The organism is Paenibacillus rhizosphaerae (assembly GCF_014192015.1).
Lineage (GTDB): Bacteria > Bacillota > Bacilli > Paenibacillales > Paenibacillaceae > Paenibacillus_AQ > Paenibacillus_AQ rhizosphaerae.
Window position 1 is genome coordinate 1,928,514 of sequence record NZ_JACHXJ010000001.1, and the last position, 25,421, is coordinate 1,953,934.

Here is a 25,421-nt window from a genome sequence, read left to right on the forward strand (position 1 = left end):
GTTTGGAGGACTTTAAAGAAACAACAATTACGGTAAATATTACAAGTAGCAGCACTATCGTAAATTACAATTGGTTGGAGATGCTTTTATGAAGGTAGAACAAATATTGATTGGGAATAGAAAAGTATATATGCTTATTGATTCAAATGGATCGCCCATTGAATCCGTTGCGATGTATATGAAATTTCACTATAACAAGGAGAGTAGTAGCAATACTTTACAGACTTATTGTACGGCTTTGAAATATTACTTTACATACTTAGAACAAAGAGGAATTGATTATCAGCAAGTTAGCTTTCAAATAATATCTGACTTCGTTGCTTGGCTCAGAAATCCATATGAAAGCAATAAAGTAGTACCCCAAAAGGAAGTTAAGGCTAAACGTAGTGAAAGAACAGTAAACACTTACCTCACGGTAGTGACATCATTTTATGATTATCTATACAGAGAAGAATTTGTTGAATCAAATGTTGTTGAAAAGTTGATGAAGAAGATGTTCCAAGGTGCAGGTGGAAATGGATATAAGGATTTTTTATACCATGTAAATAAAGACAAACCACGTTTCAGAAATGTGCTTAAATTAGAAGAACCTAGAGTAAGGGTGAAGATATTTACAAAGGAGCAAGTTAATGAAATCTATCAATCTACTACTAACATTAGGGATAGATTTTTAGTGAGGTTACTTTTTGAAAGTGGATTTCGTGTAGGTGAGGTTCTCTCATTGTTTCTTGAAGACTTTCAATTTGACGCAATACAAAGGAAACACAAAATCCAATTAACAGATAGAGGGGAGCTACCAAACGGGGGAAAGTTAAAGACTGGAGAACGAAAGATTGACATCTCTCAAGGGCTAATGGACTTGTATGATGATTATTTGTTCGAAGTGCTAGATGAATATAATCCTGACCATAACTTTGTATTTGTAAAGGTTTGGGGGAAGAACGCGGGTGAGCCTCTTACATACTCAGATGTTTATGCAACTCTTAAAGAGATAGAAAGGAAAACAGGCATATATATTACTCCTCACCTATTTCGTCATACACATGGAACCATATTTTATCTTCAAACAAAGAACATAAAGGCAGTACAAGAACGTCTAGGTCATGCACAAATACAAACAACCATTGACCTATATGTTCACCCTTCTGAAGAAGATATTCGTAAGGATTGGGAGAAAGCCTCTCATGCCTTTGAAATTGGGCGAGATATAGAGAACAAAGAGGCAATATTTCGATCAGGTATTCCAGACGAGGTAGTTCCTTTTTAGCGGTAAATTAGTATTGTAGGAGGACATACATTGGATAAAATCATACTAAACAATTCAATCCCCAGAAGTGAATACTGGGACTTAATCACTTCTACACTATCCACTTACGAGGTTAATAATATTTCCAACGATGGAAAAGTAACCAGAAGAGTTGTGAATGATAATTACTTTTTAGTCAATGACGTTTGGAATGTACATGAGATTGGTAAAATCCCTAATTTTGAAGACCAATATAACAAGAGAAAAGGAATAGTAAATAACATTTACTTCAACTGTGCAAATCGAAACGTCAACATGGAGATTAAGTTTGTTTACTACAATCAAATTTTCTCAGACCGTTGGGGAATAAGGACTATATTTAAAAGTATATCAGGCTCGCTAAAAAAACTGGCTGAATACTTAAACGAAAGGCACTCAAATCTCACTTCCCTTCTTGATTTAGACATCAATAAAGAGCAAAAGCTTTGGACCTTTTGGTTGAATGGTAAGGGAGAAAAGACGAGTTACAACAAGAAGATGAGAGGGAAAGAACTCGTAGCCCGCACGGAAATAGATGGATTTTTAGCAAGGGTTTATAATACACTTTTCCAATTAACAGATACTCGTGATGAATGGGAGAAGGATCGATGGGATGTACGGGTACTGAATAAAAAATACTTAATAGATTTCAATGAATCAACTAGTGGTCATGGCATTGTTTTTTCAAATATAGAGAATAAAAATTTCCGTATATTATTTAAAGAATATATAAAAGGTCGTCTTATCAGCGGCAAAAACTTTACCTGGGGTACAGCTCGAAGTTATGAATTATACACTACTCCTTTTTTAAACTCTATTGCAAAACAAAATCCTAAGTGGAACGATTTTAAAAAACTTGAAAGAGAGCATATAGAAACGTACATAGAAGAGTTAAATGCGTATACAAGAACCAAATTAAATAAGACAAGTTCCAATCCTAAAAAATATGTTCGTGATTCATTAAAGTTTGTGCGTGCCTTTATAAGAGATCTTCAAATTTTAGGGAAGTTCGAAGATTTTGCACCTGAAGAAATGGTGTTTCGTCTAATATATCCTGAAGACTTTCCTAATCTCCCTAAAAAATCATTGGATGATATTGATTACATACCTGACTATGTATTGGAACAACTGTTCAATAATCTTAATGACCTTCATCCAGATGTACAGCCAATTGTCTGGATTGCTTTCAAAACAGGTCTACGCTTAAGCGATACTTTGGAATTGACGCAGGATTGTTTAGGTAAAATAAACGGAAAATCAAATCTTACAACAGATATTGAAAAGACGTATGTAATAGGTCACAAAATACCCATTGATGATCATCTAGCAGATATAGTTGCAGTTTTAATTGACCATTCTAAGCAAAACAGCAATGATGATAATAATCCTGAAAAATACCTTTTTGTTCGCTACCGAGGTCCCCGTAAGGGAAGGCCCTTTAGTCAAGGTTTTGTTCGAGAAGAACTAAACAAATTAGCGTTTGAAAAAAATATTACTGATGAATCAGGCAAGTTGTTTCGCTTCAGACCTCACCAGTTTCGACATACTTTTGGAGTAAAAATGATAAATGGTGGAGCTGATATTTTAACGGTGCAGGAGTTATTAGCCCATGCATCACCCGAAATGACGTTACAATATGCTCGTCTATTAGATGATACGAAACGTAAAGAGTTCGAGAAGGTTGTGAAACAAGGTGTGTTTACATTTAACATTAATGGGGAAATTGACAAAATCTCAGAAAGGGAAGATGTCCCTAAAGACATTCTTGATATGTTGTGGAAAGACGAGAAGTTAAATGCCTTAGATAACCCTTATGGGACCTGTCGTGCAAGAGTCAATGGGAATTGCCCATTAGCAGCTGAACCCCCTTGTCTTACTGCAAACAATGGAAAACCTTGTTTTGATTTAGCAGTAGGTATGTCAAGTTTTGATGTTAAGAAGTATGAGATTCTCATAGAAACAACTACGAAGTGGATTGAAGCGTCGAAAGAATATGGTCGTGAAGATATGATTAAAGCAAACGAAAAAAACTTGGAAAGGTACCAAAATATTTACGAAACAATCAAAGATGGAAATGTTATTTTTGGCCGATTTGACCGAATGAAGAGACAATTAGAACGTGAGAAAAAGAAAGGTGTTAAACATGGCTAGTTTTGATCGTGAGGAACAATTAAGGCGGTTACATGAAAAGAGAAAGCAAGATACTAAAGAAAAGGTTGAAGAAGCTATTAAACGCCTTATAAAGAGTTCTGAGGCTATTAACTTTAATAGTGTAGCAAAAGAAGCTGGAGTGAGTAAAGCAACCCTATACAATCATACTGAGCTCAAAGAACGTATCGATTTCTTACGAAATCAACAACAAAATGCATTTGTGGATTCGAGGATTAAACGTGACGAGAACAATCAAAATGCAGTAATCGCTTCTCTAAAGAGAAAGATTGAAAAGTTGGAAAAAAATAATAAAGAACTTGAACAAGAAAATAAACGATTACGTGAAAAAGAAAATGAAAAGCTTACTAATTACTTTATGAAGATATAATTCTTATTCAACTAACGGGCAGGATAGTTCCAATATGTGGTATACTTAAGTAATTAACCGTTCTATATGGGAGAGGTGTGGATGTTAAGAGTGATACTGGAGCTATTTCGGGATTATTTTTATTGTTATTATCCTCGAAGCTCTTTTTGGATACATATTAAAAACACTGTACACCAAAGCCGGGTTATACAGTGAAAAATATGAATGGACAATATTGCTTGGAATTTTCTTTCTGATTTTTGTTTTGTATAGGAACAAACTACAATTTAGCGGATGGTACAAAGGGGCAGGAAGAGTAAAGTTACCCAAAAGAGCAACCCAAGTTTTTCTTATTATCTCTACATTATTAATTTTATTACCAGCATTTTTAACATTGTGACATTAAGCTATCGGGGAACGATAGCAGAATACACACCTTGGCGAGGCTGCCGATATATTCGGTAGCTTTACATGTTAAAGGACGTTCATTCTTATTCCCATAAATGTAATAAATGGCACCTCTCAAAATTACTGATTACATCTATGACATAGAACACTCTATACTTAAGAGAATCGGTTTTAAAGTTAGGGGGCAGATAGATGGAGTTTTTATTTATTCGACACGGTCACGGAGAACACCTCAAAGATTATCCCAATCGGTTGAATACTCTACACCCTAGTCTGACAGAATACGGCGAGTTTCAGGTGACACAACTACGAGAGAAAATAAAAATTAACCCTGATGATTTGATGCTTGTAAGTCCAACTAAACGTACAATTGAAACAGCATCTATATTACACAATAGTTTAGACTTCATTATTTCCCCTTTTGTTGGCCCAAGAATGTTCCCTCAAAATCCGGAGTCCCTTTTTCTATCTTGTGACCAGATCCTTTCTAAAAATGAAATTACAAACTTATATGGAGATGTTCAAATTCTTGATTTTGATTTGGACTGTTGGAAAGAAGGTATAAATAGGATCGACCAAGATGTTTTCGAGGGATATGCAAAGCAATTATTAGATTGGATTCCACAAATTTATAAAAGAGTATTTATTATCTCGCATGATGGTACCATAACGAATTATCGGATATTACTTGGGGAAAAAGGATTAACAAGAAATGATTTTCTCGGTGAGGCAGGAGTCTACAGGATAGTAGTATAGCCGTTCTAAGCTAACGGGGAACTTTAGTTAAATGATCCTGGGAGTAGTTTGCCGCCGCAGCAGCTGCTCCTTTTTTGCGTTAAGCTATTTTTACTAATTATCGTATATAATCAAAATGTGATTATTCTTTGTAGGAGGAAAAAATTGATGTGGATTCCTTATACGCAAATAAGAAAACATGAACCTGATTTTAGGGTCAGATATAAATTTTTTTCTCAAGAAGAAGGAGGGAGAAAGACCCTTCCACATCAGGGCTACCGTTCAGATTTCTTCTATGAAGGGGACAATCTAAAAGACGGAATATATATGATACATCCAGAGTTCGAAGATGCTACCGGAAATATTATTTTAGATGATACAACACCTGTTCCCTTAGAAGGGACAGCAAGGATGTGGATTATTTTCCCTGAAATGCGGAAAAGAGTTCACATAAATAAGTTAAGGAATGGAGTCAAAGGGTACTTTATGGAAGGCTCAAGAAAGGTTGCAACAGCTGAGGTAATTGAGATTCTTGAACTTCATTCAAACGCAGAGTCGCTAAGCTAACGGGAAACTTTAGTTGAAGAAAGATAAAATAGTACCATACATATTAGACATATCTAATATGTGTGGTCTTTTTAATTTCAACTGTTTAACTTACCTAACCTAAATATAACATTGGTTATACAAATACATGGATGATCGTGATGGTGACGGTATGGTAGGTGAGTAAGACTAAAATTAAATGAACGGAAGAACAGAACATACTCCTGTTTGCCACAATTCCCTATGGATGGTTATAACTAGAGATGAACATCCTGAATGGTTTCAGAGTATTGAATAATAACTCTTGATAACTCATGGTGGTTGAACTAACGGGAACGATAGCTTAATAAAAACAGCAGCAATCGGTTTAGATCAGCTGCTGTTTTTTATTAATATAATCGGCTGAGTATGGGATCGTGGCAATGTTATCAAGTTCTTGTCATTTATGTTATCAAGTTCTTGCCATCCAACATTTATTGTCGGGTGACAAAAACATAGTAACATTAGAAGCCGCTGATTATGCGGCTTTATATATTTATGTTATCAAGTTCTTGTCAAAACACAATGACAAGAACTTGATAACATTCCCGACTGATGACAAGAACATGGTTACATTCCCGATCTGATCTCATCGACGGCGGCAGACGCCCTTTTATTAAACTAACGGGCAGGATAGTTTAAAAGTTTCGCGAATACCCTAAATATAGAATTATTAACGGAGTTCGTTAATAAGACGTTATGTGAAAAGCATGCAACGGTATAAAATCTAATTCAGAGGAAGATAACTCAATGAAGGCTAATAAACCCCTAAAGAGAAAATCCTTCGGTTTTATCGTACAAACTGATCAAATGGAAAGAAAAAAATTATTAGTTTACTCGAATGAGCCAGGTGTACAGTTCAGGTTACCTGGTGGAAATATTGATCCTGGAGAAGCGGCTGAAGAGGCTTTATATAGAGAGATGTTGGAAGAGTCTGGGTTGACTAATTTACTGATGGCGAATAATCTCGGAGTTCAATATTATTACAAAGCATTTATAGATTCAAATGTGGAACGACATGATTTTCTTGTTATACCTGATAGAAAACTACCAGAAAAGTGGGAATATATTGGGACAGGTGATGGAGGCGATCAAGGGAGCAGATTTAAGTACCAGTGGGTTACTAAAGATGAAATTCATTTAATAGATGAAGAATTTAGAAGAGATATTATAAAGAGCTACTTAGAAGAGCTATTCAGCTAACGTATGACTACAGAAACTTCATTAAGCTAACGGGACACGTTAGTTGAATAAACGACTAAGAAGAAGCTGCCGGTGCTGATCGGTAGCTTCATTACGCTAACGGGCAGGATAGTGCAACTATTACATAATTATTACGTTCTCATTATTGGAAACATTTTCAAAATAGTGCTCCGTAGTTCATGAAGGGGGAATTCACAGTAGTCACAATAGTTTGGATTGGAAGGAAGTTGATCTCCAGTATACTCATGGCAGCAATTCTTTCAATTATTCTTGTCAGATTTCATGGTTATGCCCCGTTTTCAATCTATTTTTTGTATACTGCGATCGGTTACTCAATAATTGGATTACCTTGCTCTGTTATTTCAGACATTGTTGTCTTGAAATTGAAAGGGAAAATGCTCGTGGTTCGCTCAACCAATATTCGGCTAGTAGTGGATGGAACTTGGTAGGTAGTTATACTACCAGTGGATTAATCGACTCTATTGAAATTGACGTTAAGGCAACCACAAGCAGCGGATATAGTACAGGTGCCGACGCTATTGAGGTCGTAACCCCTTAACAAAGGAGTGTTCATTATGAAAAAGAAATTAATCTATTCTGTTTCTGGTATTGCTTTAGTTACTGTAGCTATCGGAGGAACGGTCTTCGCAGCACAACTGAATGATAAGTCCGAAGAGCAGCCTGTAGGTCTTCCGCACGTTTCTTATGAATCTCCAACGACCACTGCTCAAAACGAACCCGCCGCTGTCGTAGCGACGCAAGCGACAATTCAAGAAAAGATGCTTAATAGCGTGGACTACTTCAAGTCTGTCCAAGCGACCTACAGAACAGTTTTGAAGCCAATTGGTGTGGATGAAACGATGAATCTTCAAATCGTTGAGGGAGCTAATGCAAGCAGCTATGTCAAAATTACAGACAATAAAACCAATGCTGTTCAAGAAAATTCGTTTAACGGAGCCATCATTACAACAAAAGATGCTAAGGGGAAAAATTCAAAAAATGTTGCGGGTACAAATGTAGGAAAACCAAAAGGCGAACGCAAGACCAAAACGGCCAAGGGAGAAGCGGTATTTATTAATCGCATTGATCCTTCTTTTTCAGGTCCTGCACAGGATGTTATTCTTCCCCAGTCGTACGCCTTCTGGTTGAATGATGATACAAAGAATTATAAAATTGAGGGCGAGGAATCATTCCTCGGTCGTACAGCTACCGTTATTTCGGGTACTCATGACAAAGATATGGCCATTAAACATGATGCGACTCACTTCACGCTTTGGGTAGACTCTGAAACTGGTGTTCTCCTCAAACTCAGCGAAACCAATGACAAAGGTGAAGAGACCAACCGTATCGAGGCGACTACGATTGAATTCAACAACAGTAGCATCAAGGCAAAAGATCTATCCGCTACCAACTAGGAATATTGGTATACTCTGCAAAGAGTATGCCAATATTTCTTGTTTTTCTACTAGATTAATCCCCGAGCGTTCCGGAAAAACACCGGTTCCTTCGGGGATTTTTGGCAAACTCTGATACGTTTACATTCTGCTCCTCCAGAGTCTTCATCTTAATCCGCCTGCCAATCTCAACTATGAATGGGCGGTTAACCCGTTCGTTGATTCTTTTTCGGTGGATATAGGTACATCATAAAAGTAAAACCGTCACACAAAAGGAAAGTAGCAGCTCTTGGGTTTAAACGAGAGCTGCTTTTGCTGTGCCTAGCATCTGAGCGATTACGCAATTTATGGACTAGTTACTTTTTTTGCCTTTAGGAACACCGTCCAGTCCGTAAACCTCATCATACGCATCAAATATTTTGCGTGCGATCGGAGCCGCACTTTGTGAACCGAATCCACCTTCGGGAATCATCACTGCGATGGCCAAAACCGGATTTTCCTTCGGAGCAAATGCGATGAATACCCCGTTATCGATCAGTTTGCCACCGACGCTTTGGGTCGAGGTTCCTGTCTTACGAGCAAAACTGTAAGGAAAACCTTCAAAGGAAGAAACATCACTCTTCATCCCACGTTTGATTTCATCCCAATATGATTGGTTAAAATTCACAGTGTTCAACACTTCAGGTTTGAATGTTTTGAGAATATTACCATTTTCATCCGTGATTTTGCTTACAAGTTGCGGTTTCATCCGCTTGCCTTCGTTTGCCAGCATGGAGGCGTACTGGGCGAGTTGCAGCGTCGTATATTTCCCCTGCTGCCCAAAGGAAGCGTAGGCCATGGCAGCCTGCGTGGAACCCGCAGCTTTAACATCTAAGTATTCCTTACGGCCTTCCCATTCGCCTGGCAAGCCGCTGCTCGTAGTTACTCCAAGTCCAAAAGAAGTCATGTATTTATCCCAGACATCAATACTTTTCCCTTTATATTTATTATAAATCTTTTTACCGATCTCATCGACCATAAAGGCATTAGAGGACTTTTCAATGGCCCTGGCTGGATCCATTCCACCATAAACGTGCCCTTGAGAGTTCTGAACACGAGTTGGGTGCCCCTCCTTTCCAAAGAAAGCTGCCCCTGTATCATTGTAATACGTGTTTGTTTTAATTAGGCCTTCCTTAAGGCCGATCAGCACGCTGAGAGGTTTTATTGTAGATCCAAGAAGCACGACTGATTCCGGATGACTACCAGATTTTCCTGGGTTGAAGGAACGAATGGTGCCATTTTGGTAAATATTCTGAATTTTATCCCAATTTTCTGGCGATACACTGCCGGTTTTCCACATATTTGTGTCATAATCCGGCATACTGGCCATGGTCACAATATTACCAGTCTTAACCTCCATGGCTACTGCAAATCCCGTTGTTGCGTTGGGATGAAGCCTTCCAGATACCGGATGAGTGTGAAGCCAACTAAGCTGGTCGGTAATTGCCTGTTCGGTCTGGAGTTGGACTTCTTTATTGATCGTTGAATAGATGTTATGTCCCTTTTCTGGAGGAACAATATCCTCTACACCTTCTGGCATGTTACGTGGGTCGATGGGGACCTTTTTGTACCCGTTTTTCCCACGTAATTCATCTTGGTACATTAACTCGAGGCCATCAAAGCCAACGTATTCCGGTTCTGTATAAAGTAATCCTGGATCCTTCTGAGTATCGCCATTACGCTGATCTTCATCAATTTTCTTGTATTTGTCCAAGCTTTTAGAACCTTTGAATGTACGGATATAACCGATTGTCTGTACCGCGACAGTGTCCGGATCATAATGACGGATGCTGTCCTCTTCAATGGAAATACCGGGAAAATCTGATTTGTGTTCTGAGAAATAGGCAATCTCGTCATCCGTAAGATCGGTCTTGATTCGACGTGGGGTGTAACCCGCATACTGTTTATAATCCAGGTCCATCGCATCTATAATGTCTTGCTTGGTCATCTTCTCACCAGTTGAATCTCCATACGTAGTGAACACTGCAAGCAATTTATCCGCCATTTTTTCGGCTTCGGGGCGGTTTTTCATACCGTTTTTCTTACTGTAGTCCTTCATTAAAGTAATGTATAAGGATTGTGTAGGTGTCGAATAGGCCAGTTTCACCCCGGAGGCGTCATAGATTGTTCCCCGAATAGGTGGAAGGGGGACATCCTTCACGATGTTACTGGATTCTTTTTCAGTAAGTGTAGGACCCTCTACAAACTGAAGGATGGCGAGCCTGATAATAATGACGCAGAAGATAATAAAGGTACTGAAAAAGAACAAGTTGATTCTTAAATTAAAACCACCTTTGTTCCTCTTAGGATCCTTCTGGTTGTAATCGCTCACCGGCATGCTCCTTTCTGAAGTAATCTTTGATGTAAAAATAATATTATTTATTTTAACATAAAAAGTCAGGTTCTGAATTTAATATTGGACGTGACGAAAATAGAAAGCGCCTATTAGATTGCCGAGTGGCTGTTTAAATTGGGGGCTTTCTTTTTTCGTTGCAAAAAAGGGATTGTAATGGATAAGAGTGGGTAATTCAGCAGATTTACTAATAGGAATTGTGATTCTTATTGAACCAACGGAGAACGATATTCCAAGCTGAATGACCGGCTGCTTTCTTTAAGCTGATATGAACGAGGCGGTCGTTAGCACATGGCCGAGTATCGGCCAAATATCAGAATCCGGAACGGTAGCTAATCAAGTTTCGGGCGCTCGGGATTGAGGAGCGGTTTTGTATTGATGAAAATGGTCATTACTGCATCAGTACTCCTTGGTTTCTTACATATCTTTAAGCAGCAGGAGATGTGCGGTAGCGACCGTCCGATTTAAAGGAGGGACAAAATTCTACAGATAAGTCGAAACGCTAATGCACCTGCAATTGCACAAGCAGGTTTTGCGTTTGAACCTCTGGTAAGTTCAGTAAACCCTCATCATTATTTGGGGTATAGACCATCAGGAGGAGTTATCAAGAAGCTAGATTAGCTTCCGGATCTGCTAAAGGCGCTGGAGTTACTTATACAGTCAAAAAAGAAAATGGCTATTGGAAGGGGTATTACAATGGAAACCCGATTGGTTCCACTACAGCAAGTGTTTCTCCAATAAAAGTTGAGTATTTAAATGAAACGTACGATGATGGAGAGACGTGGATGGGAACAAGTATCTCGAACCCATTGAAGTTCTCTTTGGTGCAATATTGGGACGGTAGTGCGAGTTCTACTGATTCATCCAAATGGGTCTGGAAGAAACCCACTTTAAACTTCATAAATGAGGGTTCGTCCGGTATTAATTCAGGTAATTATAATTCATCTGGATTTTGGACATCGTATGATTTAGGAGGTGTGTAATAATGAAGAAAAAAAATATTATTATGACAGTGGTAATACTTTCAGCTCTTGCTATACCCTCGTTTTCAGCAGTAAATGCCGGCCGATACTCCCCCTAAGAACACGACACCTGCAGTGGAAGATACAATTCAAGCAGCACCTCCAGTCTTGGAGACAGCTGAGACTTCGATCGATCAAAATGCCCTTGGTCGATTTAATATGAAGCTCAACAAACCAAATGGTATTGCCGCACAAGCGGTTACAATATCGGAAAGTGATGCAATTAAGGCAGCATCAGATTATTTCCCTTTGTCGTCATCTGCAAAGAGTATTAAGACGGAATATCAACTTTTAACTGCCCCGGACATTCAACAGTTTTCAGAAGATGCAATTCGTAAAAACGGGAAGCTAAAGGAAAACGGGTTGAATGGAACCCCTGTTTATATTGTCACATTCAAAGGTGTTTCCTTCCCCTCGGCTGGAGGAAATATTAAAGATGGTAAAACAGAACATGTAATGTTTACTGAAAATCATGTTGTTGTTGACGCTTCTTCTGGAGAAGTACTATTATCTTTTAGTTACCAATAATTTATTTAGTGCTTACTTTATAGCCCGAGCCCATCTTAGATGAGTTCGGCTTTTTTTATTTGATAAATACCCATGCTTAAGTAGAAGCGAAAGTTCATTGAAGGCGGAACTTCGTTCGTCATATTATCTATATAAAATATGACGAAAATTGATATAATGGGATCAACCAATCCGCATAGCACCGTTTGCTAAGGGCTGAAAATCTCGTCATATTCTATAATCAGAAAAATGGTGATTGATATGTTTGAAGAATTTCTCTTCTATTTAAAAGGTAAAGGGGTATCCGATCTGACGATCCGAAATTATGTGACCAGCTGGCAGCGATTTGTAAGATGGATCCAACAAGAGCAATCCCAGTACATGATCGAGGTAAATCCAGTTTTTGCGACGCAGAAGGATATATCCGATTTCAAAAAATATCTTACCCAGGAGGGCGGAGGACGTGATGGCCAACCGGCAAAACCGGGGACGCTTCAGATCACGTTTGTTCATCTGAATGCCATTTTTCGTTTTTTCGCTGAAAAGGGATACATACCGAATAATCCGGTGCAGCCTGTTAAAAAGCCGCCTGCCGCACGGCGTATGCCGAAGTGGCTTATGCGAACCGAACAAAATGCGCTTTTGCGGGAAGTGCGAAATGCTGGAGGCAAAAGGGATAACGCTATTATTCTTACGCTGCTGAGAGTGGGGCTACGGGTTCAGGAGCTGTGCGATCTGAAAAAGGCTGACTTGGAAATGAGTGAACGAAAAGGGATGGCCTATATTCGGGCGAAAGGAGATAAGGATCGGGAGGTCCCTTTAAATGCAGAGGTTCGTGCCTCCCTTCAAGCTTATTTGGATGAACGTGACGACAGCAGCCCGTATGTATTTGTCAGCCAGCGATCGGAGAAATGTACGACACGAGCAATTCAGCACTTGATCGAAAAATACCGAGCTCGTACACAGATCAAACATCTGACGTGTCATGCCCTGAGACATACGTTTGGGCACGACCTGGTAACTTCAGATCCGCCGGTTCCTTTAGATGTGGTCGCTATGCTCATGGGGCATTTCAAGGAAGACGGAACCCCCAATATTGAAATGACCATGATTTACACCACACCAAGCTATGATGATTTAAAAAGGGCTGTTGAATCGATCAGTTGGAACTAAATTGCTTTTCTCTTACACGATGTATCAGGAACACTTCATGTTTTTATTCAGGGGGTAATTATTTATACAACATTGTATAGATTGCCTACGTCCAATAAGAAGACTGGAGCTGCTTTACCGATTTTCTTACTGAGGGGGATCTGTAATGGCCTTATTAAAAAATAGTCCCGAACTAGAAGAAATAAAGGAACAATACCATCAGCTATGGAACAGTTTTCTGGAACGAGAAGACGAGCAGGTGAGGGGAATCTTAACCAGGGCAGAATTTGAGCTGATGTCAGAGAAGGGGAAACTTCTTCACGCCCTAAGACCCTTTAAAACTCATTTGCTTTGGATCATTCCTATCAGTGTTATTGTCGTCATTCTGGTACTGTATTTCTTGTTCCTCTGGGTATCCTTATTAGTTGAATAACTTTTTTTCACTCAGATCATAGTGATTGAATTTAGAACGGTAATAGGGAAGTAGGTGCGATGATGAAGAATATCGGAATGGTTCGGCAGGTGGATGAGCTGGGACGGATTGTCATTCCTATCGAATTGCGACGTGTTCTAGGGGTGGACGAAAAAGACGCGGTTGAGTTTTTTATCGATGAAGAGGCTAAGTATTTGATGTTCCGTAAGTTAGTTTCGGGGTGCTTGTTTTGCGGATCCATTGAAGCGTTAAGTTACTTCAAGGGGCAGCTCATCTGTTCGTCTTGTATGCGGGATATCAGGTGCCCCAAACCGCATTTAGCCGAGTTTGAAAGTGCTGTTGCATTAGAAAGCGAAATTATGCTGCAGGAGAAGAAAATGGGAGAAGAGTTACGAAATATCAATACACCCACAGCACAATGGGTCAAGCCTGGCAGCGGCGTCGTTTTGGAAAATGAAGTGAAACTGCAGGAAGAAAAGAAGCGAAGGGGAAAACAAGAGGATACTCGGAAACGTTTGGCTGAGGTCATGCGAGCGCACCCCAATGCTACGCAAGTCGAATTAGCTGGAATGCTTGGGGTCACCCAAAGTTATGTCAGTTATTTAATCCGAAGTTCGAAAAAAGCCAACTCGGAGGAATGAGTTGGTTCTTAATTGGGGGCTTTGGTCTCCGTTTTCGAACTAGACTATCTCAAAAAAGTGCTGCAAACGGAAATAGATTATAATGCTGGCCACTCGAACAAAGTAATGGCCGTGAATCCGGAATTCGAGGTGATTCATCATGTCAAAGAAGAACGGGATCATTGAGGAGCTTATCTCATTGGCTCAGGTATTGCCTGAACCGATCCAATCTAAGTTTATGGTACATATTAACGACTTTAGTCAAGATAGGATCAGCTCGGAGGCCTTTGACTCCGCGGTTTACGAATTGTCTTCAACGCATTTTGTCGGTGAGCTCCATTTGTTTTTCCTGAGTGAAGTGGAACGAATTAAGCCAAGAAAACCACAGGGGCTTATGTTTAGCCGCTGGAATTATTAAATTTACCGGTTGGGGCGTGAATTGGATGAAAAGCATCGGTATTGTCCGGCTGGTAGATGAACTCGGCCGGATCGTGATTCCCATGGAATTGCGGCGCGTAATGGGGATCAATGAAGGAGATCCGCTCGAGATTTTTGTGGATGATGAGAAAAACCAATTAATGTTGCGTCAGTATAACACCGGTTGTTTGTTTTGCGAGTCGATGGAGTCGTTAAGCTATTTCCGGGGCCGGTATGTCTGCCAGTCCTGTAAACGGGAAATGGAGTTAGAAACCCTAGGCCGGCTTGAAAGTGCTGTCACTTTAGAAAGCGTAGAGAAGTCGTCTGAAAAGCCATCAGAGACGCCGTCAGAGGAAACAGGAAAAAGGACAAGAAGAAAAAAAGAGGAAGTTTTGAGGCAATTGGCCGATGTTATGCGGACCTACCCTCAGGCTTCTCAAAGTGAATGGGCAAGGATGATCGGGGTTACCCCAGGTTATGTAAGCCAGTTAGTTCGAATCATTAATGAAGAAGACCAACTCTAATCATGAGTTGGTCTTTTCTTGGTAGAACAGTTTTGGGATCTGCCGCATGGCTTCCGGAATATTCCGATCAACATGTGTTGTTTAACGCCCCAGTAACGGCCGTCGCCTCTAACGAAATGAATGAGCCTTGGGTGTCTCTCGTCATTCATTGTGTCGTCATGTAACTTGATCCCAGTAGTCACCTAACTGCCTTTCGAAGTCCGTCAGTCTTGATCAGCCCAATTAGTTGGACTTACTTATCTTTTACTGTGTCGATGGATACGATTTTATGGATGTTATCCCAACTTACCGCTGCTCCAACGGATTCACTAATGAAACGCAAGTTAACATACAGCGTGCTCGTCTCGGGGTCAATAAAAGGGCCCTGCGTTAATTCAATTTCCTTGCCATTCAAAGTAGCCGTCCATTTACTAGCTGAGACTTGGTATTGAATGACAGTATCCCCATTCTTCCCAGTTACCGTTTGGGTCTTTTCATCCGTCTTAACCCAATCGATTGTCAGTCCCAGTGCTGTGAAGAGTTGCCTAAATGGAACCATAACGCTGCCATTAATTACAATCGGCTTGGGATCCATTTTAAGTTCCTTACCATCAATTATAACCGAGCCGTGAACAGCTACCTGGGCTGCTTGTACCGTGCTTGGTGAGAAAACGGCTAGAAGAAATACAGCCAACATAACAGACAACCAACACGATTGCTTCCACTTAAATTTCAACCTTCATCACTCCAAACCACAAGTAATTTTCGAACTAAAACCTAAATAATTAAAGTTTATATGTGTTAGAGTCCACATCAATTGTAACATTATTATTGGTACGCGTTATCAATGCGTGATCCTGTTCAGGGGCTGAAAATGAACTGCTGGGAACGGCTGTTCCGTTTATATTGATGTTAGAAAATATCCCTTTGTTTCTCCCTGTATTGTCCGTTGACACTACAGTTGAAAGTACCTTCCAATGGGTAATTGAAGTCGCTGCATTGGATCCTAAATCAGGAGAGTCGGCTATTGCAATTAACGAAGTGTCATTTGGGTTATTGCAAGCGTGGTCTGCACAGGTGGCCTTGCCCGTGATCTTTAAGCGAATGGTGTGAGTCGTTATGCTATTAACAGTCTGCGCATAATTATACCATGCCACCAGTGTGACTGATGAATTGGAGAGAAATGCATTTTTATCCCACATTTCATTATAACCAGACTCATAACTCGAAGTCAGTTTGGAGCCGTTGTGTTTAGCATTAAAAGCGAGTCTCCAGCCTTTTTCGTTACTACTTGGACCTGCTGCTGTCACGAAAACCGTTCCCAAGTCAGCTTCATACTGGGAATTAGTAAACCCGATGTAATTATAAGCCGCAGTTTTAGGAACAACATAGGAATCAACCGGCAACTGCAGTGAACTCATCAAATATGAGCTAGATGAACCGGATGGTGCTATATAATTCCTTCCCCCAACACCATCGGAAATAAAATCCGTTTGACCCGAAGCTAATGGAGCTAATTGTTGTTCTGCGTTTTGGGTGTTATCGAACAAAACTAATTGAGGTGTGCCACCACTGGGTTCTTCGTACAGATAGCTGTTATTGGGGTCTAAAGAATAATATGCATAGGAAGGAGGACTGCTTGTTTGTTGATCTGAATTGCTACTCTGTAACGTTATTGCCCTCTCTTTCTCTAGTACATTTTTTGCGTGTGCAACCATGGAATTTAGAGTCTCATTCGAATAATCTTTCTCCCCATAGTTAGAGAGAACAACGTTAGGCATGGAACTCACTGATTGGTCAGGGATATTTTCAGTCTGTGTTGTTGTTTGCGCAGATGTAACAGTAGGAATTGCAAGAATAAGAGCAAAAGTCGCCGAAAATACTAGTTTTTTCACAAAGACCACCATCCACTTTCCTGATTTTGTTATTGGTTCGTTAAAGACGAAATAACTATTTCCTTACCACCTCACTTTATTCTTAACTAGGTACAGTCCTGACCGGAATACTCCCCTCTCTATAAACGAATAGATGCTAGGGAAGTTTGGTAACAGTTAAAAGTTTTTTTGTTTTTGAACCTCGATGGGTTCTGCTTGAATAGTGCCCAGGCAATAAATTTGTGAATGAATACGAGATTGCAGCAGACTGCACGCTTAGAGGGCTGGGATTTTCGGACGGAAGTAGGGACGCTTCAATTGCATTCTTCGAATTATCCTCCATTTCCGCCGTTATTGGTTGCTGCGGAGCGAACGTGAGACGGTTGACGACCTTGATCGTCGCCTACATTCACCTGATTACCGTAAGAGTCGAAAATGGCCTTTTGGGCATTTGCCTCCATTTCTGGGGTGATCAGTTGCTGAGCACTAAAGGCAGTAGACTGCATTTCAGCGCTTTTTACAACGTGGTCATTCTCCAGTGCGCCATAAGAAGTAACCTTATCTGCACTGGCTGGCAAATTCATATAAAAAGGCTAGAACCAAAACTCACAGCAATAGTCGCTGCTACAACCGTCCCTTTTAGTTTTATAATCAATCCTCCTCATGGTTAAAATTACTTTTATTTCAAAAAAAAGATAGGAACATCCTTGGAAAATATAACATGTTCTTTTAGCTTTCGTAAATGATTTTTATGTAAGTATTTTCATATTATTTGTTTTTTACTTTTTGGGGTAGAGACAGCAAAACGCGAAAATCGTACGCTAACAATTGTGTTGCATTGTGATTCAGCCGTAAACGGCTAAATTATTTGCGTTAGATGGTGTGGGCTTGAATCCCCGAACAATACAACACAATTGACTTTGTGCTGCATTCCTTAGTGTACGGAAAATCGGTGTGTTTACTGGATTTCTTTCCTTAGCGTACGTTTTTCCCGTTTGTTGGCAGTACCCCTTAATGAAGAAGACCAACTCTAATCATGAGTTGGTCTTTTCTTGGTAAAACAGTTTGGGGACCTGCCGCATCGCTTCCGGAATATTCCGATCGACAATTGTTTCGATATTCAACCCCAGAAACAGCCGCCTCAGCACGGTCGCCTCTGCTGAGATGAATGTCCAAAGCATGGACATTTCCTTATGGTATCCCCGGCACAGGTATTTCGCTTCTACGCCTTTTCGTGTTTTTCTCTCGTCATACACTTTGATGCCATGTTCTTTAAAGGCCCGTCGTACGTAAGTTAATTCTTTTGTGGCCTGCTCCATAGCCTTGTCGATTAAATCCGTGTAAAGCGTGGGGGACTTGAGCAATCCGGATTCGATGATTTGTTTATCGCGTTCAAACGCGTCCAGGATCATGGGGACGATCAGATAACGTTTAACCAGAGCGGTATCCTCTGCCGTGATGGGTCCACGCTTTTCCATTACATCACCTCTGCATAGGAAACGGCTGCCCTCCGGGTAATGGAGGACAGCCGTTTGATGTACATGCTTTGTTACAGGTGTTTATCAATAACTCATCTAAGGGTTACTTTTAAATTAACATTTCTCTGAAATAGGGTCAATAAAAAGGCAAAGGCTCCGTTGTGGAGATTTCAACCAACCAGAGCCCCTGGTGCATCCATTGGCTGTTTAACGACCTGACGCCATAGAAGGTGATTCCCGGATATCGTATCACCCATTACTGGGGGGGTCAAGGTTCCGAAGGCTGTTTATTTTGCTGTGTATGATGGGTCCTTTTTCTGTACAGGACGATAAGATTGGTCAGTGCAACCAAAAGCGGAAACACTGTATTCACTCGGACTCGGTTATTGATCTCTACATAAACGGTTCCCGTTAAGGTAAAGTGGAATAGGGTCCAGTAGATGAGGATCCATTGAACCGCGATGTGGCAATTAACCCATTTCTCTTTTGTTTTGGTTTCCATAGAACAGTGTACGATCGCTCCTTTGTTGGACCTTGGATGACCAGAAGAAGCAGATGGAGCAGTATCTCAAAAATCACGATGAACATTTGATGATATTACTACGAGAGCTCCAGGAACAACGAAGTGCCAAAAAGAAAAAGCGATTCCTCTTTTTTTAAAAGAATCGGCAATTTTTGAAAAAACTCCGGATTTCTTAAGGTAACGGATGCAAGGGTTAAAGTGAAAGCAAGAACGTGCGCCTTCATACGGTTTATGTGTCCCTAGTCCACGCACCATGACTTGGCCTGTCATGGCGCATCACAGAACGTCAAGTTTTACCATGGCTCAACACGGACAGCCATCGTGGACCATATCATGTCGCCCCCCATTTTACCATATAATCCGTAGTCGTTCGGAAAGCATCCGGCGGCTTTTTTGTTTCGTTTTTGAGCCTCTGCAGGTGGATTGGCCACGCAGCCAAATTTCTGGAATCGAGCGAAGCGAGAACCCCATCGCTGGCAGAGCAGGGGTTTAAATGGGCCCTCTCAACGCTCTCACTTTGTTTTCGTGATTTGCGATTTTCAAAATGCCGTAAGCTACAAAAAAACGGCCTCTGTTCGCATCGATCGCGATTGGGCCGTTTTTTCGTGTTTCTTGGCTCGTGAACCAGCGGGCGCAGACACGGTTCATCAAATGAAATATTTTGTACATATGTTTATTGCTTTGATCTTAAAATTCGACTATATCCACCATATTTTTTGAAATATTTTCAATAAAATGGGTAATTTTAACTATTCAATAAGTTGATCCATAATGATAGTTTTATAGATGAAAGAATTACATATTCGGAATAAGGTGGGGGCTGTAAATGAAAAAAGTGAAAAGAACGGTATTTTCTTTAGCTCTTATTGCTCTAATGTCCTTAACTTCAGTTAGTGCGTATGCTGATTCAAGCAACTATTGCACCCGAGACAAGTGAAAGTACGAGTAATATAGGAGATATGGTTGTTCCATTTGCCGCTAAAATGAGCTATACCTTCCATGATTTATACCCGAATGAATCCATTGATACAGACGCATTTACGATTTCATCTACTCAAGATATAAAGCTTACTCTTGTGCAATATCCTGTGAGTGGGAGTGGAGGTACCGCAAATGTTCGCTATAATTTAATGAGAAATGGGAATATAGTAGCTACCCTTTCTGTTAATAAAAACTATACAAGTACAAATACAACATTAACTTTTACAAATGCGCCTGCTGGAACATATTATTTCCGAATAGTAAATCAAGGTATTCCAGATGTAGATGGTAACGGATACGTCAATTAAAAAAATGAGGAAGCAATGTAAAATCGCTTCCTCATTTTTTTATAAAAACTCCATAGTCAAAGACCAATTCTTTAGTTTTTGAATTAATCTCTTCAAAGGAACGTGCGATTTCCTTTTCTTTAAAATCACCCTTTTTTTTAACTCGAACAAATTCACCAAAGTCTGTATAGATTGCTTGTGTTGCAAGTTGTTGTTGAAAGTTTTCTTCTGGGCCTATATATCTGTGTTCAGAAACACCATATTCGCCAGGATTTGCCGAACCTGTAGATACTAATAGGCATGAGATTGCTGTTCCTAGAGAAATTAGTGAAGATATTTTTTTGAACATTTGATTTATTTACCACCTTTCATGAATGTAATTGTTTCCCAACAAATAATTTTTATTCCTCGGTTGATTGTTTAATTGGAGAATCAAACAAAGCCCCCTTGAATAAGGGGCTTTGTTTAGTAATTTTCGTTAACCTTCACCTTGGACGGTAACCGAGCATTTCAGCAAGGTGAGAATATCCAGCGCATCGCGTAGCGATTCGCCTTTTAGGTCCGGTACCGTCATCTTATCGGTTTCCTCCGTGAGCAGATAGATGCGCTGCCCCGGAATCATCGGGGTTCCCGCTGCCGGGAACTGCCGGATGACCGAGGTGCCCTTGCCGATCGTCTCGAAGTCGATGCCCACGTTAAGCAGCTTCTGCTTCGCATCCTTGACGGCCAGCTTCGTAAGCGTCGGAGCGGCTGGGCGATCCACTGTCGTTTTGCCGTCCGCCGTTTTCTTCGTGGTGGCCTTCGGCACACCCATGTACGGCAGGGCCTGGGATACGATTTTTTTGAAAATCGGAGCAGCCACCTTGCCGCCGCCGGCCTTCGGGTCGTTCGGCTGGTCCACGATGACGATGAGGGCGATCTTCGGATCGTTTACCGGAGCAAAGCCGATAAAGGAGACGACGGATTTCGAATAATCCGGATTTTTGTCGGGACCGTATTTGACCGCGGTACCTGTTTTACCTGCGACGCGGTAGCCATCGATATAGGCTTCTCGTCCGGTACCGATCACCTGGTCCGCCACGACCTGCTCCAGATAGCTGCTCGTTTCCTTGGCGGCCTCCGGAGAGATGACCTGTCGGACGACGTCTGTCTTTGAGGATTGGGTTACTTTCCCGGTATCCGGGTCCGTGACTTCTTTAATAATATGAGGTTTCAACAGCTTACCGCCGTTTGCCACCGCGCTGATCGCCGCCAGCTGCTGGATCGGCGTCACGGACACGCCGTGTCCGTAGGACGCGGTCGCCACTTCGACCGGACCCGGCAGATTGATCATGGTGGAGACTTCACCGGGCAACTCAATGCCTGTCTTCTGGCCGAAACCAAAATCCTTAATATATTTCAGCAGCCGGTCTTTCCCGAGCATTTCCGAGCCCAGTTTGACGAAGGCGACGTTACTGGAGCGTTTCACGCCTTCCAGGTACGTGATCTGCCCCCAACCTGAGCGGACAATGTCATGAAGCGGCGTATGAGTCCCTTTGACATAGATTTGTCCGGACTGGTAAGTGGCGTTCGGGTTAAACAACTTCTCTTGCACCGCCCCGGCGAGCGTCACGATCTTGAACGTCGAACCCGGCTCATACGTAGCCTTGACGGCATAGTTGAAGAAGTCCTTCTGTTCATTCGCGGGGTCCCAATACGTATTCGGGTCGAACGTCGGCAGGTTGGCCATCCCGAGAATATCCATTGTCTTCGGATCGGCTGCGATGACCGTCATGCTGATTGGCTTGTACTTCTCGTACGTCTCTTTCATCGCGTCTTCGATAAAATACTGGATCGTGTCGTCGATCGTCAGCTTTAAATTTTTACCATTAACAGCCGGCTTGTACACCATATTCGCTTGGGGAAGTTGGTCCCCTTGCCTGTCGCTTTCGTATTTCATGAGTCCTGAGGTGCCTTTGAGGTAACTATCTTCGCTTGCCTCAAGTCCGGCAACAGCCTCGCCATCCCGGTTGATATAACCCAAAATATGAGCCGCCAGCGTCCCTTTCGGATAATACCGTTTCTGCTCCTTGATCATGTCCAGCCCGGTTTCGAGCACCTTCTTCTCTTTGTTAAGCTGCACCTTCAACTCATTGTTGAGTTCATCGATCTGGGCCTTCTTCGTTTCGTCAATTTTCCACCCTTCGTTCCGGACCTCCCGGTTTGTCCGGTAATTTCCATCTTTGTCTTTGGCTGTCACGAGGGCTTTAAGCTCGCCTTCAGCCTTGCCCAAAATTTTGTGCAAACCCTCTACAATCTCGTCCCCCAGCCCGTTCTCGTGGATAACAGCGGGATTGACGATTACTGTATAGGCCGGCACGTCGGATGCGAGAATATCGTCATTCCTGTCCGTGATCATACCGCGGGAAGCCGGAATCGGGACTGTTTTCGTCCATAGGGCCACCGCACGAACATGCCACTCATCCCCATTGATAACTTGCAGTAAAAATACACGAATTAACAGAACAACAAAGATGATGGTGATGAATCCTCCTAGGAGCAGTGTGCGAAATTTTATTCTTTTAATCATACTCGACCCTCACAAGCTCTAAATCCTCAATATAATCTTTTTGTGCCTTGTTCATCTGATTTCTAAAATTTATTTTAACTCTTTTTAATTTGATCATAACATCACCCCAGAACAAGTTTAATACAAAAGACCATAAATGGCGATGCTTGGAAATCACATTTCAGCAAAGACGACGGAGTTCCAAAACTAAACTGGATTCGGACATTAAGCTAACGGGAAGGATAGTTCAAAAGTTTTCGCGAATACCCTACATATGGAATTATTTACGAAAATCGTGAGTAAGATGCCATACGTAAATTGCCCAAAAACTATAAACAAAAGGAGAAAGTTCATGAATATTGAAAAGCAATTATTTAAAGCAGCAGTAGAATTAATTGAAAATAGATATCCTGAAGGATGGGGAGGAGCAGTTGCAATGCTGACTGATCATGGAACAATATTGACAAGTATTGCTCCAGGAGTGATTAATGATTCGACTGAATTATGTATGGAGACAGGAGCAATCTGCGAAGCACACAAAATAAACGAAAAAATAACTCATTCAATTTGTGTTGTACGGGATGATGAGAAGTCTCACTATAAAGTGCTTACTCCATGCGGTATATGTCAAGAAAGACTTTTTTACTTTGGAGGAGAAGTTAAAGCTGCAATTTTCACAAATGACGGAAGTATAATATTTAAAAAGTTAAAAGAAATACAGCCTTTCCATTGGTCTCAAGCGTATTCGGAATAATAGTTGTAGGTAATTGCAAGAAATAGAAACTACGTATAACAACATGTTAACGCTACGAGCATTTGCCCCTCGAACCAGCAAGAAGCTAGAATAGATTTCGGAGAGCCATTTCAGAGTCGGGGAAGCTAGATCAGCCGGACACATCCGCACCGACTAAGCGGTGGGGAAGGATGTGGCGCATTCCTTAAAAGGACCTTCGTCATTTGTCTAGCGGGGAACAATACTTCAAAACAACAAATAGCAGCCGGCTAGTAATGGCTGCTGTTTTTGTTGAACTAACGGGCAGGATTACTCAAGAGTTTTCGCGAAAACCCTACATATGGATTATTTACGAAGTTCGTGAATAAGACGTTATCTGCAATTGCCCAAATACCTTTTGAATAAAACCATTTAAAGGAGAACCAGAGATGCTAAGATTTATTTCTGAACTTCCCGTAGATTATCCGATAGCTGGTGTACATTGTATACCTGTATTTGATAATGGAAATCTAATGATGGTCTGGGATCGAGATGAGAGAGTTCTAACTACAATAGGTGGGAGATTAGAAACGAATGAAACTTTACAAGATGGTCTGGATCGGGAAGTGCTTGAAGAAGCTGGTATAGAAATAATGGATAGAAGAATTCCATTTGCCTGTTGGTTTTGGGAAGAAACAAAAACGTATACAGCCTATTTTTTAACTCAAGTCAAAAGGTTTACTGATATTCCCGTAGGATTTGAGAAGACTGGTTATATAATTACAAATTTTGAAACAGCAATAGATATGATAAAGACTATTGAAGGAAGAGAAGAACGGATTGAAATAATAAAAAGAGCTGGTATATTAGCGGGTCAACTCGAAGAAGCGGGCAACAACAGATGAAACCATATTCACTCATCAGGCCATTCGGCCTATGATCCGTCAGGGGCATTTCGAAGAGGATCATCCGGACAACCTTGCACCCGGCTAACCGAGCAGCGCAGCAAACGACTATCTTGCTTTAAGCGAGGCAAAACCAGCATGATGTCATTCAACTAACGGGAAACGTTAGCTCAATGAAGTCATTTTAAGGCAACCGGCTTTTTAGTCTGTTGCCTTTTTTCTCAACTAACGGGCAGGATAGTTCAATGATATTTTTTTCCAACACTCTAATAAAGGCTGTGTTATATTATTCTAAAAGTGGGGAAACGATCATGGGAATAACACTTAAGGCTGTTGATATAGAAAACAAAGACGTCCTCTATAATCTTTATCAATATTACCAATATGATTTTAGTCCGTATTCCGAAGAAGATTTAGGCCTTGAAGGGCGCTTTGAAATTGACTTGGAACATTATTGGGAAGATCCACGGTGGAATCCTTTTTTGATATGGAGTGAAAAGCGGATTATAGGTTTTTTAATTATCCTCTTTGAAAATTTCGATACTGACCCTGATCCAACACATGTTATTTATGATTTTTTGATCTTAAGTAAATACCGAAGAAGAGGATTAGGAAAGTTGGCGGCAGTACAAGCATTTAATCTATACCGTGCTAATTGGAAAGTAGTCCAGATGAAAACAAATGTACCATCAATACATTTTTGGCGGGACGTAGTAAACCACTATACCGCTGGCCAGTATACTGAAGTGTTTCGAGAAGATCTAAACAAATATGTACAATCTTTTACGAATAGGAATTTTGATTCTTATTGAAGAACGCGTCATGACCACTGCTCCGATTGCAAGAGGGGATCAGACGCCTCTGTCCTGTTTTGACCAGGAATTGTTCATTCCTCCTTTCGGAAGCTGGACAACCGCGCAAATTGCCGAAGACAAACGG

23 protein-coding genes and 2 pseudogenes are annotated in these 25,421 nt (G+C 41.0%); 18 read left to right on the forward strand and 7 right to left on the reverse strand.

Annotated elements, in window-relative coordinates:
• Window positions 1-88: 88 nt before the first annotated feature.
• The 7 genes from FHS19_RS08300 to FHS19_RS08330 all read left to right on the forward strand — a co-directional run bounded on the left by FHS19_RS08300 (window position 89) and on the right by FHS19_RS08330 (window position 8,149).
• Entirely contained in the window at window positions 89-1,267 is a 1,179-nt protein-coding gene (locus FHS19_RS08300; RefSeq protein WP_183581230.1) for a tyrosine-type recombinase/integrase, read from the forward strand.
• Between the two features lie 30 nt (window positions 1,268-1,297).
• Window positions 1,298-3,436: a site-specific integrase gene (locus FHS19_RS08305; protein ID WP_183581232.1), complete on the forward strand. Its 2,139-nt coding sequence runs from the start codon at window positions 1,298-1,300 to the stop codon at window positions 3,434-3,436.
• Window positions 3,429-3,824 carry a DUF6262 family protein gene (locus FHS19_RS08310; RefSeq protein WP_183581234.1) on the forward strand — a complete coding sequence of 132 codons (396 nt, stop codon included), beginning with the start codon at window positions 3,429-3,431 and terminating at the stop codon, window positions 3,822-3,824. The genes FHS19_RS08305 and FHS19_RS08310 overlap by 8 nt, the downstream gene beginning before the upstream one ends.
• Window positions 3,825-4,403: 579 nt before the next feature.
• Window positions 4,404-4,967 carry a histidine phosphatase family protein gene (locus FHS19_RS08315; RefSeq protein WP_183581236.1) on the forward strand — a complete coding sequence of 188 codons (564 nt, stop codon included), beginning with the start codon at window positions 4,404-4,406 and terminating at the stop codon, window positions 4,965-4,967.
• Window positions 4,968-5,114: 147 nt separating this feature from the next.
• Window positions 5,115-5,513, forward strand: a complete 399-nt coding sequence (locus FHS19_RS08320; protein WP_183581238.1) for a hypothetical protein — start codon at window positions 5,115-5,117, stop codon at window positions 5,511-5,513.
• Between the two features lie 768 nt (window positions 5,514-6,281).
• Window positions 6,282-6,734, forward strand: a complete 453-nt coding sequence (locus FHS19_RS08325; protein ID WP_183581240.1) for an NUDIX domain-containing protein — start codon at window positions 6,282-6,284, stop codon at window positions 6,732-6,734.
• A 575-nt stretch (window positions 6,735-7,309) separates the two neighbouring features.
• Window positions 7,310-8,149, forward strand: coding sequence for a hypothetical protein (locus tag FHS19_RS08330; RefSeq protein ID WP_183581242.1), 840 nt, complete (start codon window positions 7,310-7,312; stop codon window positions 8,147-8,149).
• A gap of 331 nt (window positions 8,150-8,480) precedes the next feature.
• Here the strand turns inward: FHS19_RS08330 and FHS19_RS08335 are convergent, their stop codons facing one another.
• On the reverse strand, window positions 8,481-10,499 hold the full coding sequence (locus tag FHS19_RS08335) for a peptidoglycan D,D-transpeptidase FtsI family protein (protein ID WP_312887161.1): 2,019 nt from the start codon (window positions 10,497-10,499) through the stop codon (window positions 8,481-8,483).
• Between the two features lie 1,118 nt (window positions 10,500-11,617).
• Here FHS19_RS08335 and FHS19_RS08340 point away from each other — a divergent pair.
• From FHS19_RS08340 to FHS19_RS35260, 6 genes and pseudogenes are all read left to right on the forward strand, one after another.
• Entirely contained in the window at window positions 11,618-12,070 is a 453-nt protein-coding gene (locus tag FHS19_RS08340) for a hypothetical protein (RefSeq protein ID WP_183581246.1), read from the forward strand.
• 240 nt (window positions 12,071-12,310) lie between these two features.
• On the forward strand, window positions 12,311-13,222 hold the full coding sequence (locus FHS19_RS08345) for a tyrosine-type recombinase/integrase (protein ID WP_183581248.1): 912 nt from the start codon (window positions 12,311-12,313) through the stop codon (window positions 13,220-13,222).
• 145 nt (window positions 13,223-13,367) lie between these two features.
• Window positions 13,368-13,634 (forward strand): hypothetical protein, encoded by a 267-nt coding sequence (locus FHS19_RS08350; RefSeq protein ID WP_183581250.1) that lies wholly within the window; start codon window positions 13,368-13,370, stop codon window positions 13,632-13,634.
• 59 nt (window positions 13,635-13,693) lie between these two features.
• A pseudogene (locus FHS19_RS35470) lies at window positions 13,694-13,942 on the forward strand (AbrB/MazE/SpoVT family DNA-binding domain-containing protein); the annotation flags it as partial.
• 472 nt (window positions 13,943-14,414) lie between these two features.
• Complete coding sequence (locus FHS19_RS08360; protein ID WP_183581252.1) at window positions 14,415-14,672, forward strand: hypothetical protein; 258 nt, start codon at window positions 14,415-14,417, stop codon at window positions 14,670-14,672.
• Window positions 14,673-14,697: 25 nt separating this feature from the next.
• A complete protein-coding gene (locus FHS19_RS35260) occupies window positions 14,698-15,195 on the forward strand; it encodes an AbrB/MazE/SpoVT family DNA-binding domain-containing protein (RefSeq protein WP_183581254.1) in 498 nt (165 codons plus the stop codon).
• Window positions 15,196-15,427: 232 nt separating this feature from the next.
• Here the strand turns inward: FHS19_RS35260 and FHS19_RS08370 are convergent, their stop codons facing one another.
• The 4 genes from FHS19_RS08370 to FHS19_RS08385 all read right to left on the reverse strand — a co-directional run bounded on the left by FHS19_RS08370 (window position 15,428) and on the right by FHS19_RS08385 (window position 18,526).
• A complete protein-coding gene (locus FHS19_RS08370; RefSeq protein WP_183581256.1) occupies window positions 15,428-15,910 on the reverse strand; it encodes a copper amine oxidase N-terminal domain-containing protein in 483 nt (160 codons plus the stop codon).
• A gap of 49 nt (window positions 15,911-15,959) precedes the next feature.
• The gene (locus FHS19_RS08375; RefSeq protein ID WP_183581258.1) at window positions 15,960-17,069 is read right to left on the reverse strand and encodes a YrpD family protein; all 1,110 of its coding nucleotides are present in this window, start codon (window positions 17,067-17,069) and stop codon (window positions 15,960-15,962) included.
• A 311-nt stretch (window positions 17,070-17,380) separates the two neighbouring features.
• Window positions 17,381-17,632, reverse strand: coding sequence for a hypothetical protein (locus tag FHS19_RS08380; protein WP_183581260.1), 252 nt, complete (start codon window positions 17,630-17,632; stop codon window positions 17,381-17,383).
• A 450-nt stretch (window positions 17,633-18,082) separates the two neighbouring features.
• On the reverse strand, window positions 18,083-18,526 hold the full coding sequence (locus tag FHS19_RS08385) for a YhjD family protein (RefSeq protein ID WP_183581262.1): 444 nt from the start codon (window positions 18,524-18,526) through the stop codon (window positions 18,083-18,085).
• A 1,482-nt stretch (window positions 18,527-20,008) separates the two neighbouring features.
• On the opposite strand from FHS19_RS08385, the gene FHS19_RS08390 reads away from it, so the two are divergent.
• Window positions 20,009-20,338 (forward strand): hypothetical protein, encoded by a 330-nt coding sequence (locus tag FHS19_RS08390; RefSeq protein WP_183581264.1) that lies wholly within the window; start codon window positions 20,009-20,011, stop codon window positions 20,336-20,338.
• 31 nt (window positions 20,339-20,369) lie between these two features.
• On the opposite strand, the gene FHS19_RS08395 is transcribed toward FHS19_RS08390, so the two are convergent.
• Together FHS19_RS08395 and FHS19_RS08400 are read right to left on the reverse strand one after the other, a co-directional pair.
• Window positions 20,370-20,666 carry a hypothetical protein gene (locus tag FHS19_RS08395; protein WP_183581266.1) on the reverse strand — a complete coding sequence of 99 codons (297 nt, stop codon included), beginning with the start codon at window positions 20,664-20,666 and terminating at the stop codon, window positions 20,370-20,372.
• A gap of 129 nt (window positions 20,667-20,795) precedes the next feature.
• A complete protein-coding gene (locus FHS19_RS08400; RefSeq protein ID WP_183581268.1) occupies window positions 20,796-22,886 on the reverse strand; it encodes a penicillin-binding transpeptidase domain-containing protein in 2,091 nt (696 codons plus the stop codon).
• A 331-nt stretch (window positions 22,887-23,217) separates the two neighbouring features.
• Between FHS19_RS08400 and FHS19_RS08405 the strand changes: the two genes are divergently transcribed.
• From FHS19_RS08405 to FHS19_RS08420, 4 genes and pseudogenes are all read left to right on the forward strand, one after another.
• Complete coding sequence (locus tag FHS19_RS08405) at window positions 23,218-23,619, forward strand: cytidine deaminase (protein WP_183581270.1); 402 nt, start codon at window positions 23,218-23,220, stop codon at window positions 23,617-23,619.
• Between the two features lie 407 nt (window positions 23,620-24,026).
• A complete protein-coding gene (locus FHS19_RS08410; protein WP_183581272.1) occupies window positions 24,027-24,482 on the forward strand; it encodes an NUDIX hydrolase in 456 nt (151 codons plus the stop codon).
• A 311-nt stretch (window positions 24,483-24,793) separates the two neighbouring features.
• A complete protein-coding gene (locus tag FHS19_RS08415; RefSeq protein WP_183581274.1) occupies window positions 24,794-25,294 on the forward strand; it encodes a GNAT family N-acetyltransferase in 501 nt (166 codons plus the stop codon).
• A gap of 1 nt (window position 25,295) precedes the next feature.
• Window positions 25,296-25,421, forward strand: a pseudogene (locus FHS19_RS08420) (DinB family protein); the annotation flags it as partial.

Bases quoted from the DNA above. Each gene is read 5' to 3' on its own strand.
- FHS19_RS08300 (WP_183581230.1), top strand. From the start codon at position 89: ATGAAGGTAGAACAAATATTGATTGGGAATAGAAAAGTATATATGCTT.
- FHS19_RS08310 (WP_183581234.1), top strand. From the start codon at position 3,429: ATGGCTAGTTTTGATCGTGAGGAACAATTAAGGCGGTTACATGAAAAG.
- FHS19_RS08315 (WP_183581236.1), top strand. From the start codon at position 4,404: ATGGAGTTTTTATTTATTCGACACGGTCACGGAGAACACCTCAAAGAT.
- FHS19_RS08320 (WP_183581238.1), top strand. From the start codon at position 5,115: ATGTGGATTCCTTATACGCAAATAAGAAAACATGAACCTGATTTTAGG.
- FHS19_RS08325 (WP_183581240.1), top strand. From the start codon at position 6,282: ATGAAGGCTAATAAACCCCTAAAGAGAAAATCCTTCGGTTTTATCGTA.
- FHS19_RS08330 (WP_183581242.1), top strand. From the start codon at position 7,310: ATGAAAAAGAAATTAATCTATTCTGTTTCTGGTATTGCTTTAGTTACT.
- FHS19_RS08345 (WP_183581248.1), top strand. From the start codon at position 12,311: ATGTTTGAAGAATTTCTCTTCTATTTAAAAGGTAAAGGGGTATCCGAT.
- FHS19_RS08350 (WP_183581250.1), top strand. From the start codon at position 13,368: ATGGCCTTATTAAAAAATAGTCCCGAACTAGAAGAAATAAAGGAACAA.
- FHS19_RS08360 (WP_183581252.1), top strand. From the start codon at position 14,415: ATGTCAAAGAAGAACGGGATCATTGAGGAGCTTATCTCATTGGCTCAG.
- FHS19_RS35260 (WP_183581254.1), top strand. From the start codon at position 14,698: ATGAAAAGCATCGGTATTGTCCGGCTGGTAGATGAACTCGGCCGGATC.
- FHS19_RS08380 (WP_183581260.1), bottom strand. From the start codon at position 17,632: ATGAATTTGCCAGCCAGTGCAGATAAGGTTACTTCTTATGGCGCACTG.
- FHS19_RS08385 (WP_183581262.1), bottom strand. From the start codon at position 18,526: ATGGAAAAGCGTGGACCCATCACGGCAGAGGATACCGCTCTGGTTAAA.
- FHS19_RS08390 (WP_183581264.1), top strand. From the start codon at position 20,009: ATGGTTGTTCCATTTGCCGCTAAAATGAGCTATACCTTCCATGATTTA.
- FHS19_RS08395 (WP_183581266.1), bottom strand. From the start codon at position 20,666: ATGTTCAAAAAAATATCTTCACTAATTTCTCTAGGAACAGCAATCTCA.
- FHS19_RS08400 (WP_183581268.1), bottom strand. From the start codon at position 22,886: ATGATTAAAAGAATAAAATTTCGCACACTGCTCCTAGGAGGATTCATC.
- FHS19_RS08405 (WP_183581270.1), top strand. From the start codon at position 23,218: ATGAATATTGAAAAGCAATTATTTAAAGCAGCAGTAGAATTAATTGAA.
- FHS19_RS08410 (WP_183581272.1), top strand. From the start codon at position 24,027: ATGCTAAGATTTATTTCTGAACTTCCCGTAGATTATCCGATAGCTGGT.
- FHS19_RS08415 (WP_183581274.1), top strand. From the start codon at position 24,794: ATGGGAATAACACTTAAGGCTGTTGATATAGAAAACAAAGACGTCCTC.